We start from the raw sequence: 17,228 nt of genomic DNA, 5'->3' as shown, positions 1-17,228 counted from the left end.
GCGTCAGCGCAGCCTGCAAAAAAACTAGCGCATTTCATCCGCCAGACAAAATTGACGGTTTAAAATCGCTCATTACTTTGCAAAAAGCGCCACTGCCCTTCTGGCAAACTAGCCAAACCAATGCGGCCAATCCGAATCCGCTTGCATGAGCGCATTTGAATGCCAACCGATTCACATAAGGCAGGCAAGAAATCCGGTATCGCGGCCCGTAAAACAATACGTAATTGCTGATCGCTTTGTCGCGTGATTTTATAAGGCTTTAAAACCGCGCCATCAAACTTAGTTCGACTATTCATGAGTTTTAACGACTCAGCGCTAAGCTCACCATCAAACCACAATAAATATTCTTGCTCTAACTCAGTCGCCAAAGAGCGTTGCAGTCGCGTATCTTGCGTCAGCACCAGCAATCCTTGCGCGGCCGAATCTAAACCGCATGGCACTTGCAAATGAGGTAGCGCCTTCTTTAACAACACAAAGCCAGTTCGATCGCTCACATCACGATGCTCAGTATTCAATAGCGTCTGCCACGCCTCACCTTCCGCTTCTGGCCAAGCGGCATAAGCCACCGGCTTATTCAGCAACAACGTCACTCGATCAGGTTGTTTGTGCAACTGCATCTTCACCGCTTGCACGGCCACTTTTTGCGTCAGCGTAACACGGCTACCCAGCTGATCAACCACTTGACCATCCACGGTCACGCGCCCCAGTTCAATCAACTCATCGGCCTCACGACGCGAGCACAAGCCAAGTTCGACCATGCGTTTGGAAAGACGAATCAGTTCTTGCGTCATGGAGGGTTCCTCATTTAAAAATTCATTATTGGGCACATTGCGCGGGACTTCATCATCGCCAACCATCTGCCGCTTAAAAAAACAAAAAACCGGCCATAAGGCCGGTTTGTGTCAGCAAAGCACGAATTAACGCGTGCCGCTACCCACTTGTACGATACGCATGGTGTTCGCACCAGAACCAACGCCTGATTTATGCACACCCAAGGTAACAACTAATTTATCACCAGGAATCACCACACCCGCACGCAACAATTCAAGCTGAGCGTATGCCAATTGTTCTTCACGATCAGCACCCACTTTAGCATCCATCATGATAGGACGAACGTGGCGGAACAACGCCAATTTGCGGTAGGTATTCAATTCTTGTGTAAACACATAAATTGGTACACCGGTATTGTAACGTGATAACCACAATGCAGATGCACCTGAATGTGAAATACATACAATCGCTTTGATTGGCAATTTGCTAGCAGCATACAAAGCCGACATCGCAACCGCTTCATCAATGCGAGAGAAGTCACTCACATTATCAAATTCAGCTTCAACCTTGCACTCGCCAGAGCGTTCTGCTTCAAAGCAAGTACGCGCCATAGCTTGTACCGCTTCAAGCGGGTATTTACCGGCAGCAGATTCAGCCGACAACATCACCGCATCAGTACCATCGAGCACCGCATTGGCGCAATCGGAAACTTCAGCGCGTGTTGGCACTGGGCTTTCGATCATTGATTCCATCATTTGCGTCGCAGTAATGCTCAATTTGTGCATCTTACGCGCCATCTTGATCATGCGCTTTTGCAATGCAGGCACAGTGGCATCACCCACTTCAACTGCCAAATCGCCACGAGCAACCATAATACCGTCAGATGCCGCGAGGATTTCTTCCAAATTAGCAATGGCTTCAGTACGTTCGATCTTAGCGATCAAACCACCGTGACCACCGGCTGCGCGCAATAAAGTGCGTGCCATATACATGTCGGCTGCCGATTTCGGGAATGAAACCGCAATATAATCTGCCTGCAAAGCAGCGGCAGTTTTGATGTCTTCCATGTCTTTGGCGGTCAATGCTGGCGCAGTTAAACCACCGCCTTTGCGGTTAATCCCTTTATTGTTCGAGAGCAAACCACCCACTGTTACCGTGGTAAATACTTTGGCGCCAACCACAGAATCAACGATCAATTGAATTTTGCCATCGTCAAGCAACAACTCAACGCCCGCTTCCACGTCATTTGGCAATTCTTTGTAATCCAAACCTACGGTGTCTTGGTTACCCAATTCACACTCAGCATCCAAAATAAATTTGGCGCCTTTTTTTAACTCAATTTTATTTTTTTCAAACTTACCAACACGGATTTTTGGGCCTTGCAAGTCAGCCAAAACAGCAACCGACTTACCCAATTTAGCCGCAATCGAGCGAACCATTGCCGCGCGATCAGTATGGTCTTGGGCTGTACCATGAGAGAAATTCAAACGTACGGTATTTACACCCGCAACGATGAGGCTTTCCAGCACTGCTGGATCATTCGACGCAGGGCCGAGGGTGGCAACAATCTTAGTACCGCATTGCATACTTTTAAATCTCCAATGAATAGCCGAAAAACACGTGCCAACAATACGCGACTTCAGCGCGTAAAAATATGATAAAAAACAGGAAAACTGTAGATGACGATTTTAAATAAAGCCGCTCCGGCATTGATGCTCGAGCGAATATCCGTCAAAGAAAACACATATCGAATGTATTAACACGGGCGCATTACAACATTTAGTCTGTAATGATATACCCCAATAGGGTTTCAAACCACTATTGGGTATTTTTGCCAACAACATGGCTGGCTTTTTTGGCCTTGGTCTTTTCTGCCGACTGATAAGCAAGATAATAGCGATTGACGGCAGATACATAATCGACCATCCCTTTACTGACTTGACTCATCGCCGTTTTTTCTACATTCCCCAACCAAACATTCGGATCTAATCCTTGCGCTTTCGTTCGGTTTCTAATTTGCGCCAAACGCCCCTCACCGGCGTTGTATGCCGCAATCATAAAATACAGCTGATTGTCTTCTGAGATACCTTGCTGACTAAACATTTTACGCAAGTAAGCCAAATATTTTGCTGCTGCGGTAATATTGCCCTCATTGCCATGCGGGTCACTCACGCCCATCGCTCTAGCGGTAGATGGGTTAACTTGCATTACCCCCGTCGGGCCGTTTTTACGCACCACTGGATTTAATTTACTTTCTTTTTGCCCAATCGCCGCCAGCAGCATCCAATCTAAATTATTTGCCGCCGCAATGGTCTGAAACATCGGCATAAAAAAGCCCAATTTATCCAGTGGTGAAATCGCCTCAGACCGCGCCGCTTTTGCATCCACCGGTAAAAAGCGCTGGGTAACGCGAATCGCGGCATCCATCGATACTTTTTTGCTCGCGATATAGCGATTCAACGACGCCAGTAATGCGCTATCCGCAGGCCGCGTCGCCCACGCCAAATCAACGGTTTCTGCCAAGCAACTTCCGACTTGAACGGCTTTAAAGCGCTCACCCCACAACTTTAAAATCGCCCGACTCATGATGGTATAGGTCGCTTTACCGGCATTGATTTCCGCCAGTAATGACTCAACAGACTGTCCAATTGGCGGCTCGTCAAGCGTGACGCCACTCAATTCGGCTTGCCCAGCCAACAAACGGCGCCCCAAACTACTTGAGCTCAACACCAGTGGCGTATCCCCCAAGGCCTCAAAACGTGGCACATCGCTCGATTTAGGCCCCAGCAAGCACCATTCATCCTGAGCATAAGGCGTAGAAAATGAAACCAAGGAACGAGCGCCCTCAGTCATTGGAATCAACCCCGCCGCAATATCGCCCTTACCCGCTAACAAAGCCGGAATAAGCTCGCCACTGTCCATTGGGATAAATTGAATCCGTATCGGTGGTAGACCTTTGGCGCGATTGCGATTGAGTTCAGCCTCAAAGCCATTCAGCAAGGCATACTCTAAGCCATGAGGGCGACCATCTTTTAAAAAGTACGTCGAAGCCCCCAGCCCCACCAACACGCGGATCCGATCTGGTGGATTATTCACATCAAACTCGCCAGCTTTGGCTAAAGCGCTTTTCGCTTTGAGTGCTGGATGAGTGCTTTTTACACTAGCAACCTCTGATTTAGCCTTGCCTGCCTTAGGCTGAGTAGCCCAAGCAATACTCGCCAAACAGAGTAATACGAGACACAGAGCGAGTCGTTTCATCCCTCTACTCCACAATGAGATTGAGCACGATTCTAATCGTTAACGTGCCGAAGACCCAACACACCCGTATAATCGCGGCTTAAATTGCAAATTAAAGAGTCTGTTATGCCCTTGTTACTGGTTGAAAATGCCCACCTTGCCTTTGGTCACTGGCCACTATTGGATGGCGCAGGCCTTGTGTTAGAGCCTGGAGAGCGGGTTGGTTTAATTGGCCGCAATGGTGCAGGCAAGTCGTCATTATTAAAAGCCATCGCTGGCGTACAAAAACTCGACGAAGGCACGATTCGTTTAGTTGATAACGCCAAAATGGCCTTTGTTCCGCAAGAGCCCATGCTCAACCCTGAGCACACTGTATTTGAAGCGGTCGCCGAAGGCTTGGGTAATATTCGCCAAGTTTTGCTCGATTACCATGCGGCGCTCGATCACTTAGACGATAGCCAAGAAAGCTTAGATCGTCTGACCGAAATTCAACACGAGCTCGAAAGCCAAGATGGCTGGCGCTTAGATTCGCTCATTTCGACCACCATGTCGCAACTGAGTCTACCGCCCGAAACCTTGATTTCAGAGCTCTCAGGTGGTTGGAAAAAACGCGTCGCCATTGCCCGCGCTTTGGTCACCGAGCCACAAGTTTTACTACTTGACGAGCCAACCAACCATTTAGACGTTAGCGCGATTGAATGGCTAGAAACCATGCTCAAAGGCTTTGGTGGCAGCGTATTATTTATTACCCATGATCGCCGCTTTTTGGACAATGTCAGCAACCGTATTATTGAGCTCGATCGCGGCAACATTGTGAGCTTCCCAGGCAATTTTGCTGCCTACGAAGCCAAAAAAGAAGAACTCATCGCGCAAGAAGAAGTTAACAATAAAAAGTTTGATAAAGACCTGGCTGCTGAAGAAGTTTGGATTCGCCAAGGGGTCAAAGCACGTCGCACCCGCAACGAAGGTCGCGTTCGTCGCTTGGAACAATTACGTCGCGAACGCTCTGAGCGCCGTGAACGCTTGGGTAAAGTTGAATTTCAAGTTGAAGCTGGCGATCGCAGCGGCAAAATTGTCGCGGAACTGGAAAACGTCAGCAAAGCCTATGGCGATAAAGTACTCATCAAAGACTTTAGCACCCGCATCTTGCGCGGCGACAAAATCGGTCTAATCGGCCCGAACGGTGCAGGTAAAACCACCTTACTTAAAATGATTCTCGGCGAGCTCGAACCCGATACCGGTTCAGTAAAGGCCGGCACCAAGATCCAAGTTGCTTATTTCGATCAGTTCCGCGAACAACTTGACGAAGAAAAATCAGTCGCCGACTCCGTCAGCCAAGGTGATGATTTCGTAGAAATCGGCGGTCAGCGTAAACACATCATGGGTTATTTGGAACAATTCTTATTCCCCGCCGAGCGCGCGCGCAGCCCGGTAAAATCACTCTCAGGTGGTGAGCGCAATCGCTTATTGTTAGCGCGTTTGTTTACTCGTCCAGCAAACGTTTTGGTGCTCGATGAACCGACCAATGATTTGGACATTGAAACGCTAGAGCTACTTGAGCAATTACTCGATGAATATCCAGGCACCGTGTTCTTAGTCAGCCATGATCGTGCCTTTCTCGATAATGTCGTTACGCAAACTATCGTCTTTGAACCTAACGGCCAAATTATTGAAAACGTGGGTGGCTATCAAGATTGGATTGATGCGAAAGCACGCATGCTCGCTAGTCGTGAATCAAATAGCAAAACCACAATCACTAAAGAAAGCAAACCGGTTGAACGCACTAAAACAGCAAGAACCAAATTAAGCTTTAATGAAGCCCGCGAATTAGAAAACCTACCCAAGGAAATCGCATTACTCGAGCAAGAACAGACAGAATTACAACAATCTTTGCTTGATCCGGCAATTTATCGCGATTCTCCTGCAAAAGCGAAAGCAATGCAGGCTAGAATCGATGAGATTGATGCAATCACCATTGAAAAAATGGAACGCTGGGAAGCTTTAGAGGCCAAATAAAAGCATGATAAGGTCACGCCAAAACAATTTATCAACCGAACCGAATACGCATAAAACACTTCGTGTATTGCGAATTGGCTTGTTGACTTTTTATGGCGTGACCGTCTTTGTGGTTTTACTGACTTTAACGTGGATTACGATCCGTGATTATCAACAAACAATGCGAGAAGCGGAAAACTATAATTTATCGCTAGCTCGGGCATTAGATGAAAATGCCACGCGGGCTTATGTTTCTGTTGAACAAGCCATGCAAAATGTGGCAGAAGATTTAGATCGACAAGGCGGTGTCGACAAAGCTGACGAATACGTCATGCATTTACTACTCAAAGATAAAGTCCGTTTAACGCCACAAATACGCGGCATTATCACCATCGGTCCGACCGGTATATTGCATAGTCATGGTCTAGAATATCCAGCGCGAAAAATATCACTGGCCGACCGTGTTTATTTTAATTACCACCGTGACTTTGATTCAATTCGCCCCTATATCAGCGAGCCTATTTTATCGAGAACGGATGGCAAATGGTTACTCCCCTTAACTCGTCGCGTTAATTTACCCAATGGTGAATTTGGTGGTGTACTCCTGTCGGGAATGGAGCCGGCTTACTTCCTTAAATTTTATGATTCTTTGCAACTCCCCAAAGGAATGCAAATCCAATTATTGCGTAGCGATGGCGTCGTTTTAATTAATTATCCATTTGATGAAAGCGCCTTAAATAAAAATATTCGCAACGACGACCCGCTACTTTTTGAGCAATTACGTCTTAAGCGCAGCAGTACTTATATCAAAGATGACAATGGTGAAAAACTGATCACCTTTATTGTCAATCAAAGCGACAATCCACTCATCATTCGCCTGTCTTTTAATGTTGATCTTATTTTAGCTCACTTTAAAACCCAAACTTATATCCGCACGGCGTTGGCCGCCTTATTGATGCTGGTCATTTCTATTTTGACTTACATTTTAATGCGACAAATCAAACGGGCAGAACAAATTGAAGCTCGCCTGTATTTAACGCAATTTACGGTTGATGAATCACCGGACATGACTTTTTGGTGTAATGAATCGGGTCGAATTTACTACGCCAATAAAAGCCTCACCAAACATTCCGCTTATCGCAGTGATGAACTCAGCTCACTCAATTTTAACGATTTGTTTACCGAAATTTCCGAAGCGGATTGGCGACAATTTTTATCGCAACTACACGACAACAACACGATTAACTTTGAAGGCCTGCTTAAAAATTCATTGGGCAAAATCACCCCAATGGAAATTACTTTATCGCTCATTCAATTTCAAAAACAATCGTATATCTGCTGCAACGCACGTGATATTTCTGCACGACGCGAAGCCGAGCAAGAATTACGCCGCCACCGCGATCATTTGCAAGAAATGGTCATGGAGCGCACGGCAGAAATCCGCACCGTACTCGACGCCAGCCCGCTCGCCATCATGCTATCCATGCGCGGTACCATTCGCTTGGTCAACCCCGCTTTTGAGCTCCTGTTTGCCTATGCCGCCAGTGATATTATTGGGTCACCGACCCACAATATTTTTTCATCTACCGAACAATTTAGCGAAGCCAATCAACTGATTTGGAGCAAAATTGCCAGTGGTGGCGTATTTCGCGGAGAAACTGAGCTGTATCGCCGTGACCATACGCCATTTTGGGCGATGGTTTACGCCAAAGCCTTGGTGCCTGGCGATATGTCCAAAGGGTTGATCGCGGTGATTGAAGACATCACCTCGCAACGGATTGCCGCCCAAGCGATGCGTCAATCAGAACGTCTTAATCGCACCATTATTGATCAAACTGCAGACGGCTTCTTACTCATTGATGCTGGCCATCGCATCTGCGACGTTAATCACTCATTTACTCGCTTGCTCGGTTTTAGCCGTAAAAACCTCATTGGCCGACACCCGAATGACTTATGGGGTGAAAATGCTAAAAAATTCTTCCCAGATCAATTGGCCAACTTAATTGATAAACACCAAGCGCCGATTGATTTAGAGCTACTCAATCACGAAGGGATTGCACACCCATTCCTGATTAATAGTGGGGTGGTGCTTGATGAGCAAAAATCGATTGAATATGCCTATGCCTTCTTTACCGACATTACCGTTTTAAAGAAAATCGAAACGCACTTAGTTGAAGCGAAAGAAGCGGCCGAAAGTGCCAACTTTGCCAAGTCTTCTTTCCTTGCCAATATGTCACATGAATTACGCACGCCAATGCATGCGATTTTGTCTTTCTCTGAAATGGGCTTAGGCAAAACACAAAACCAAAATCACAGCGAAAATCTCAATTTAAATCGTTACTTTGAACGCATTAATGCCTCAGGAAAACGACTATTAGTCCTATTGAATGACCTACTCGATATGTCGCGACTTGAAGCCAATAAAATGACTTATGACAAAGGCGTGCATAGTTTACAAATGATTGTACGAATGGCGTGCGCTGAAATTAGTTCACTCATTAGCAGCAAACAATTACAACTGCATATTCAAGATGGCGAAATCGAAGCCAGCGCCCATTTTGATAAAGCACGCCTGACTCAAGTGCTGGTCAATTTATTGTCCAATGCCATCAAATTTAGTCCGCACGGTGGCGAAATTGAAATTCACTTTATTGCCAATGCGCAGCTAGAACCAGATCAACCGGCCATCGGCGTCAGCGTTCGTGATCATGGTCCGGGCGTACCTGACGATGAGCTAGAATATATCTTTGATAAATTCATCCAAAGTAGCCGCGCTCGCAATGGCAGCGGTACTGGACTGGGTCTGGCAATTAGTCGACAAATCATTAGCGACCATGAAGGGCAAATTATCGCGAGCAATCACCCACAAGGCGGCGCGATATTTACCGTCCTACTGCCGAGTCATCCGCGCTAAAGGTTTTGCTTATCGCCACATTCGCGTACAATTGCGCGTTTTTCCCCTTTGACATCAATACCATGCCCGACATCATCAGTGAAGTGGCGCGCCGCCGTACTTTCGCCATTGTCTCCCACCCCGATGCGGGTAAGACCACGCTCACCGAAAAACTGCTGTATTTCTCGGGCACGATTCAAAATGCGGGTACTGTAAAAGGTAAAAAAGGCGGTAAGTTTGCCACCTCCGACTGGATGGACATTGAAAAGCAACGGGGTATTTCGGTTGCGTCTTCAGTGATGCAGTTCGATTACCGCGATCACGTGGTCAATCTGCTCGACACCCCAGGTCACCAAGACTTCTCGGAAGACACGTATCGCGTACTTACCGCAGTGGATTCGGCCTTGATGGTCATCGACGCGGCTAAAGGTGTTGAAGCGCAAACGATCAAACTACTGAACGTCTGCCGCATGCGCCACACCCCGATTATCACCTTCATGAATAAGTACGACCGTGAAGTGCGCGATTCTTTAGAGCTACTGGACGAAGTCGAAAGCGTGCTCGAAATCCGTTGCGCGCCGATTACTTGGCCAGTCGGTATGGGTAAAACCTTCCGTGGGGTGTATCACATCCTCAAAGACGAAGTGATTATCTTTACGCCGGGCAAAGGCCCACTTGATGAAGTTGAAGTCATCAAAGGCATCGACAATCCACGTTTGGACGAACTCTTCCCGCTCGAAATCGACCAAACTCGGATGGAATTGGAGCTCGTTCGCGGCGCTTCGCATCCTTTCGTGCTCGAAGAATTCCTCGATGGCACGTTGACACCGGTGTTCTTTGGTTCGGCGATTAATAACTTCGGGATTCGTGAAATCTTGAATGCGCTGGTTGATTGGGCGCCACAACCGTCGGACAGCGCCGCGATTCAACGCGCCGTTTCGCCAACGGAAGAAAAATTCTCCGCGTTTGTGTTCAAAATCCAAGCCAATATGGACCCAAAGCATCGCGACCGCATTGCGTTCTTGCGCGTGTGTTCGGGCGAATTTACTCGCGGGATGAAATTTAAGCATTTGCGCCTCAACCGTGATATCGCCGCCAACTCGGTGGTGACGTTTATGGCGCAAGGTCGTGAGCAAGTTGAAGAAGCTTACGCAGGCGACATTATTGGTTTGCCGAACCACGGCAATATTCAAATTGGCGACTCGTTTTCTGAAGGCGAATTGCTGTCGTTTACCGGGATTCCTTACTTTGCGCCGGAAATGTTCCGCATCGTGCGCATCAAAAACCCGCTCAAGATCAAGCAATTGCAAAAAGGCTTGCAGCAGTTGGGTGAAGAAGGTGCGGTTCAGGTTTTCAAACCGCTCAATGGTGGCGATTTGATTCTCGGCGCGGTGGGGGTATTGCAGTTTGAAGTCGTTGCATCACGCTTGCTGAACGAATACGGTGTGGAAGCGATGTTTGAATCGACGACGATTTACACTGCGCGCTGGGTGTCTTGCGATGACGCGAAAAAACTCGCCGATTTTGAGCGCACGCTCACCAACAACCTTGGGCGCGACGCTGCCAACAGCTTGGCTTATTTGGCCACTAGCCGTGTCAACCTGGATTTGACGATGGAACGCTGGCCAGAATTGCGTTTCCACGCTACACGGGAACACGCGATTACGCTCTAAGGGTATTGCTCTGGATGCAATGGGTTTAATTCGTTGCATCCAGATACCCCATAGTAAATATCACCAAAATCAAGCATAGCATCTCAAAAGTGATGGGCTATAACTACATTATTTCTTTCATAGAAGTAGTGCCATCATGCCCCACGCTCCCCTACCCGATTGGCTAAGCACTCTGGCCATTTGCAGCATACTGGTCGGTATTGCTTGCTTTGTTTACATTCTGCTCGATCAACGTCAACGCCCCAAACCCATGATGTCGATCATGCTGTGGGTGTGGCCGATTAATGCGCTTTGGGCTGGTCCGCTGGCGATTTGGGCTTATCGGCATATTGGTAATGGCAGTAAACCTCGAATTAGCCATGCATCACCACCCCTGCCCGCTCAATCGTCAAAACCACAAGGCGACGAAGCCAAGCCCGCAATGATGCACAATATGGCGATGCATGACATGCCCATGAAGGATATGCCCAATATGGACACGTCCAATATGCAGATGCCTATGCCTAGTCCTACCCCTAGCACAGCCCCTACTTCAACCTCAATGTCGTCCATGCCAGAAATGAAAATGGCTATGCCAATGCATATGAATATGGATATGCCGGCGCAGATGAAAATGAATATGCCGATGCAGATGGGCGCAAAAAAACCGTTCTGGCAAAGCATTACCGCCGGAACACTGCATTGTGGTGCCGGTTGCAGTCTCGCTGATTTGATTGGGCCATGGCTATTTGCCGCCACCCCCTTTTTATTGTGGGGCAGCCCGGTCTTTGGCGAATGGGCGCTATCCTACCTGCTGGCACTCGCCATTGGTGTCACCTTTCAATACGGTGGTTTAATCGGCATGGTGCCTGAAACCGGCGCAGCGCTCTGGTGGCGGGCACTCAAAGTGGATTCGCTGTCTTTAACTTCATGGCAAATTGGCATGTATGGCTGGATGGCTATCGCTATTTTTGTACTGATTGGGCCAATGTCCCCCACCGAGCCGATATTTTGGTTCATGATGCAAATCGCCATGGCTTGCGGTTTTATCACCGCATACCCAATGAACTGGTTTTTAGTCAAAGCAGGCATCAAAACCGCAATGTAACCGTACTTCATTCGTCAGCAATGCCATTGTCACTCCGGCATTGGGTCGCAAGATCGACGTGGCATGCTGACGCCCAAGCCTAAGCTTGCATATTTCTGAATCTCGCCCCGGTGTAACGCGTAAAATACCCCTCTCTGACTCAGCCAGCGCCGACTATGTCTCGTTTTTTTACTGTATTTTTGCTACTCATTTTCTCTCAAGCGATTGCTGCGCCAAGTGAGCTAGGTTTAACACCTAAGCCTACCAGCAGCAGCACGGCATTCGTCAGCACCAGCAGCGAATTTGAACGCTTAAATCAGCGGCTGGAGTTAGCCCAAGCAGCGCTCGCCACTTTAGAAAAAAACACTACCGCACCAGACCGAGAATTAAATCGATTTTGGCTCACGCTCGAAATCTACGCCTACCGCCAACATCTGGCCGCACTCAACGGCTTGAGCGCGCTTGATCAAGAAAATCACGCTCCACCTGCAAGCTTGCAAGCGAGCCAAAGCAAGGTACAGCAGCAAGGCGAGCGGCAATTGCTAGAGCAAGAAGTCGATATTTTACGTAACAATCTCAGCGTGCAAGAAGCCTACCTCAATACCATCCATGATGAGTTAGGCCAAGCACAAGCCGAATTACGCCTCAATCAAGATTTGCTAGAGAAAGCGCCGGCACAAAGCAGCGCTCGCACTCAAATCGCCGCCAAAATTGCGACTTCACAACAAAAAGTCGACACTTGGCTCGCCACCTTGGCCAGTATTGATGCACGGCAGCAATTTAATCGCGCGCAATTGCAAGCGCGCCGAGAACAAGTATTGGCGCTCGATGCCAAACTCGGCCCCAATCAAGATCAATTACAAAGCGCGGTAATCAATGACGAGCTACAACAAATCACTGCGCAACAACAGCATTACGCGCAATTACAAAACAATCAAATCACCAAAGAGCAGCAACTTCGCCAACAATTAACCCAGCTAAAAACGCAGCGCGACACACTCAATAAGCAACTAGAAAACCCAAAAACCAATCATACCGTTGCATTGCAAACGCAGCTTTCAGCACTCGATCAACAACAACAAGTACTCCAGCAACAATTGGAAACGCTGGCAATTGAGTCTGGCGTTTTATCTGACTTAATGATGGCCAACACCATTGAGAGTAGCTTTTGGAAAAAACGACTGGCACTTAAAAACTCCGGCAAGCAAGCGGAAATTCAACAGCTCAATGAAGAGGCGCAAAGCTGGCAGCACACCTTGCAAGGCACACTCGTTGCGATGCAAAAATCGGCAGGTATTGCTCAGGACCAATTAGACCAACTAGGCCGCTCAAGCGATACCCCTGCGGCTTTACAGCAAACGTGGCAAGAACGCGAAACCATCTACCGTGAAGCGGCAATTGATTTACGTCGCTCGAACGAAAAATTTAATCGCTGGCTCAATGAAACTGCACAGCAAGATAAAACGCTGGCCATGCGTACCGATTATTGGCAAGAAAAAATGCACCGTCTGGCGACGAAAATCTGGCGCTATGAATTATTTAGCGTCAATGACAGCGTTGAGGTAGATGGGCAAAACATCAGTATTTCGCGCGGCGTCACCATCGGCAAAATGTGCATCGCGGTGTTGTTAATTACCGTTGGCTTTGCGCTGTGTATTTTCTTTGGGCATTTAATCGAAAAAATCCTCATCAAACGCAGCCGGTTTCCCGAGGTTTCAATTCGCATTGCCAAGCGCTGGATCTTATCGATCGCCTTTATTGGGCTGCTAATCAATTCACTGCTGATTGTGCAAATCCCACTCACGGCCTTTGCATTCTTGGGCGGTGCGATTGCGATTGGTCTGGGTTTTGGCATGCAAACACTGCTCAAAAATCTAATCAGCGGCCTGATGATGCTGCTCGAGCGCCCGTTTCGCCCAGGTGACACCATTGCCGTCGCCGGCATATTGGGCACCGTCGTCGATATGAATGTGCGCGCGGCCGTGGTGCGCGATGTAAATGGCATCGACACCTTGGTGCCCAATAGTACTTTTTTAGAGCAAAATGTCACCAATTGGAGCTACACCAACAGCGTCATTCGCCAAGGTTTTCAAGTCGGTGTCGCGTATGGCAGTGATTTACGACTGGTTGCCAAGCTACTCGAGGACGAAGTGCTGCGGCACGGCCAAATCTGCAAAAATAAACCACCGGAAATATTGCTAGAAGATTTCGCTGCCGATGCGCTCACCTTTGGAATTTATTATTGGGTGGATATCGGCGCCGGTATTATCGGCCGTCAAGTGGCCAGTGACTTACGCTTTATGATTGATGCCAGCTTTAGAAAACACGACATTTGCATTGCTTACCCACAGCAAGATGTGCATCTGGATATTAAAAACCCACTTCAAGTTCAGCTCCAAACGCCAACGCTAGACCCTAGCAAAACCGACTCACATTAAGGCTTTATATGTCAGAACAATCTCCCTTACTTCTTATCGACTGGACTCCCGACGAAGCAAAAATCTATCAACGCCTCAGCCGGCAACGGCAATGCACCAGTGTTGAGCTGATCAAGCACTGTGTCATCCAAAATCCGCACGGTTTAATTGCCAGCATGAATCAAAAGCTCGCAGACAGCGACTGGCAAATTTTCATTAGTGTGGCGCGGAGCAGTCGGCCACAAGCCACGCCCATTGCCTACTATCGTCTATGCCGCAAACCGCTAATGAGTTTTGACCCGCCACCAACACCGTCACGATAAAGTATTGCTATGTCTGCTGATTGTGGTTAAACCGTGCCATGCAGACATACTTCAATCAATCTAGGTATATCACTAAATGCTTTTTAAAATAAAGCGTACAAGCCCATACCTAACGAAATTAATTGCTGTTGGCTTGCAATAAAGGGCAAAACACTTGACGGGCTAAAGTTAAGCCTGTCACTATTGAGCCATGAACATGATCCAACACACCCTTTCTGTTGCTTATTACTGGTGGCGCCTCTAGGCGGCACTGGGCTTGTTGGTATCGACAAAACCTGCCGCCGGATTACGGTGACAGGTTTTTTTGTTTTCTACCCCTCTCCCATCCGGCGGCTCCATTTTAAGGAGCAGCATCATGTCACAAACATCTACCGCGTCGAATCCATCGGCAGCCACCATCGTGGTCACCGGTGATCGCACCACTGGCCCCTTGCATTTAGGCCATTATGTTGGCTCACTACAAACTCGCCTTAGCCTACAAGAAACCCATCATCCCTTTATTTTATTAGCCGACACGCAAGCCTTGGCCGACCATCAAGGCGATTATCGTGCAGTACGTCAGTCGGTGATTGATGTGGCGCTGGATTACCTTGCCGTCGGCATCGATCCGCAAAAGTCGACCATTTTGATTCAATCTATGGTGCCAGAACTGGCTGAGCTGTCTTTTTACTTAATGAATCTGGTTTCCATCGCCCGTTTAGAGCGTAATCCCACCGTCAAATCCGAACTCAAGGCCAAAGGGCAAGATCGCGATGTGGCCGCTGGTTTTTTAACTTATCCCGTTAGCCAAGCCGCTGACATTACCGCTTTGCGCGGCAGCTTGATTCCGGTTGGCGCCGATCAATTGCCAATGATTGAGCAAACCAATGAAATTGTTCGCCGTTTTAACCGCATGGTGGGCGAAAACGTACTCAATGAATGCAGTGCCTTACTGTCTAATACCAGTCGCCTGCCGGGCATTGATGGCAAAACAAAAATGAGCCGTGCCGCAGGCAATCACATTAGCCTGGCTGCCAGCGCGGATGACATTGAGCAGGCGGTCAATAAAATGTATACCGACGCCAACCACCTCACCATTGGCAGCCCTGGCCAAATTGAAGGCAATGTGGTGTTTAGCTTTTTAGATGCATTTGATGCCGAACCAGCACACGTCAATGAATTAAAAGCTCAATACCAGCATGGCGGACTGGCCGATCGAGTGATCAAAGCGCGCCTCAATGAACAATTACAAGCCCTGATCGGCCCGATTCGCGAACGCCGTGCACAATTAGCCAAAGACCCCGATGCCATTTTGTCGCTATTGCTATGTGGCTCAGCCAAAGCTCGACAAACTGCCGCGCTCACCTTGCATAAAGTCAAAACTGCAATGGGGATGTATTACTTTTAATCCAACATCAAACTGTCACTAAACTGCCAATACTTAAAAATATAACCTATAAAGAGCCAAAGCAGGCGCGTTCTGCTTTGGCCTAGCGCACGCGAAGGTCATTGTTATTTCCGGCCATTTCAATGGAAATTTAGCCAATGCCACTCACGCTACTCATTGTTGATCCAGATTGTTCTGCTTACGATGCTTTGCGGCCCAATATCGAGGCACATTTTGTAATACAAATGGCTGAAAACGGCTCAAATGCAATGGCGCTACTTGAGCATGCGCAACCCGATATTCTACTGATCGACGGTAATTTGGCCGATCAGACAGCCTATGCAGTTTGCCAAAGCTACAAAACAAACAACCCAAATGGCCAAATATTGTTTATTGCCAGTACTGAAAAAGCCGATTATGTCGCCGCTTATGGCGCTGGCGCGGACGACTTTATTAGCAAGCCGTTTAGTAATGATGAATTACAACAAAAATTGTTATTGTTTCAACGCAGCATTGAAGAAACACAGCAACTGCGCAGCTCAGTCCAAGCGGCGACCGTTACGGCGATGCAAGCCATCTCTAATTCGGCAGAATTAGGCAAAGTGATTAGTTTTTTTAAACGCGCCAGTTTGGCGCCCGATGAAGCCAGCTTACTCAAAGCGCTAGTCCATACAACCGCCAAATTCAATGTACAAGTTGCCGCCCAAATTCATCAACAAGACACCTTACTCACACTCAATAGCCAAGGACGCAGCAGCCCGCTCGAAGAGCATATGCTACAAACATTGGCGCAAGACCCACAACGTATTTATGAGATGGGCAAACGATTGGTGATTAATTTCCCCAGAATTATCTTGCAAGTCAAAGATATGCCGGTGAACCAGCCCGATTTGTGTGGCCGTTTACGCGACCATATCGCTATTTTGGTCGAAGCGGCCGAAACACGACTGGACGGTATTTTAAATGAAACGCAAATTCGCGCTCAGCAGCAGCTCACCTTAAATGCGATTACCTTAATTCAATCCTCTATTCAAAAACTAGAAAACGAATATCGCCATCAAGCGAGTTCATCAATGCTATTGTTTAGCGAATTACAAGATCAGTTTGAACACAAGATGGTGTATTTAGGCCTCACCGATTCACAAGAAGGGGCACTACTAGATATGATTGCGCATAGTCTGGCTGCAGCCACCCAAATATACGATCAAGGTTTATCGCTAGACGATGAGTTTTCTCATGTTATCGCCACCTTGATTTATCTAACTCAACGATCGCCACAAGCTGTTCCGGCCGTGCCACCCGAGCCCGAAGAACCAAGTGATGACATCATGTTGTTTTAATTACGCAGCATAAAACAATCATCATAAATACAGGGTATAGCCTCGTAAACTATTAACAACACCAATCAGAAAGCAATACCTATAATATTTAGACTCACTTTTTAGTCATCGATGCTCTTTTTTATCTGTCTGTGGGAATATCCCTAA

11 protein-coding genes are annotated in these 17,228 nt (G+C 47.7%); 8 read left to right on the top strand and 3 right to left on the bottom strand.

All coding sequences use genetic code 11. The annotated features are described in order from the left end of the window. Window positions 1-59: 59 nt before the first annotated feature. From HQN60_RS11015 to HQN60_RS11005, 3 genes are all read right to left on the bottom strand, one after another. On the bottom strand, window positions 60-791 hold the full coding sequence (locus HQN60_RS11015; RefSeq protein ID WP_173533691.1) for a pseudouridine synthase: 732 nt from the start codon (window positions 789-791) through the stop codon (window positions 60-62). 126 nt (window positions 792-917) lie between these two features. Then, entirely contained in the window at window positions 918-2,357 is a 1,440-nt protein-coding gene (gene pyk, locus HQN60_RS11010) for a pyruvate kinase (RefSeq protein ID WP_173533690.1), read from the bottom strand. A gap of 232 nt (window positions 2,358-2,589) precedes the next feature. Further along, on the bottom strand, window positions 2,590-4,029 hold the full coding sequence (locus HQN60_RS11005; RefSeq protein WP_173533689.1) for an MltF family protein: 1,440 nt from the start codon (window positions 4,027-4,029) through the stop codon (window positions 2,590-2,592). Window positions 4,030-4,134: 105 nt separating this feature from the next. On the opposite strand from HQN60_RS11005, the gene HQN60_RS11000 reads away from it, so the two are divergent. From HQN60_RS11000 to HQN60_RS10965, 8 genes are all read left to right on the top strand, one after another. Next, window positions 4,135-6,024: an ATP-binding cassette domain-containing protein gene (locus HQN60_RS11000; protein ID WP_173533688.1), complete on the top strand. Its 1,890-nt coding sequence runs from the start codon at window positions 4,135-4,137 to the stop codon at window positions 6,022-6,024. Between the two features lie 4 nt (window positions 6,025-6,028). Further along, a complete protein-coding gene (locus tag HQN60_RS10995) occupies window positions 6,029-8,917 on the top strand; it encodes a PAS domain S-box protein (protein ID WP_173533687.1) in 2,889 nt (962 codons plus the stop codon). A 62-nt stretch (window positions 8,918-8,979) separates the two neighbouring features. After that, complete coding sequence (locus tag HQN60_RS10990; RefSeq protein WP_173533686.1) at window positions 8,980-10,569, top strand: peptide chain release factor 3; 1,590 nt, start codon at window positions 8,980-8,982, stop codon at window positions 10,567-10,569. A gap of 136 nt (window positions 10,570-10,705) precedes the next feature. After that, on the top strand, window positions 10,706-11,656 hold the full coding sequence (locus tag HQN60_RS10985; RefSeq protein WP_217390111.1) for a DUF4396 domain-containing protein: 951 nt from the start codon (window positions 10,706-10,708) through the stop codon (window positions 11,654-11,656). 155 nt (window positions 11,657-11,811) lie between these two features. Further along, complete coding sequence (locus tag HQN60_RS10980; RefSeq protein ID WP_173533685.1) at window positions 11,812-14,073, top strand: mechanosensitive ion channel domain-containing protein; 2,262 nt, start codon at window positions 11,812-11,814, stop codon at window positions 14,071-14,073. An 8-nt stretch (window positions 14,074-14,081) separates the two neighbouring features. Next, the gene (locus HQN60_RS10975; protein WP_173533684.1) at window positions 14,082-14,375 is read left to right on the top strand and encodes a hypothetical protein; all 294 of its coding nucleotides are present in this window, start codon (window positions 14,082-14,084) and stop codon (window positions 14,373-14,375) included. Between the two features lie 355 nt (window positions 14,376-14,730). Then, entirely contained in the window at window positions 14,731-15,762 is a 1,032-nt protein-coding gene (trpS, locus tag HQN60_RS10970) for a tryptophan--tRNA ligase (RefSeq protein WP_173533683.1), read from the top strand. Window positions 15,763-15,899: 137 nt separating this feature from the next. Then, complete coding sequence (locus HQN60_RS10965; protein WP_173533682.1) at window positions 15,900-17,081, top strand: response regulator transcription factor; 1,182 nt, start codon at window positions 15,900-15,902, stop codon at window positions 17,079-17,081. The last annotated feature ends 147 nt before the right edge of the window (window positions 17,082-17,228 follow it).

It is taken from the genome of Deefgea piscis (genome assembly GCF_013284055.1).
GTDB classification, from domain to species: Bacteria; Pseudomonadota; Gammaproteobacteria; order Burkholderiales; family Chitinibacteraceae; genus Deefgea; species Deefgea piscis.
The sequence above is the reverse complement of the archived record's forward strand: the minus strand, read 5'-3'. Positions and strand labels throughout refer to the sequence as shown.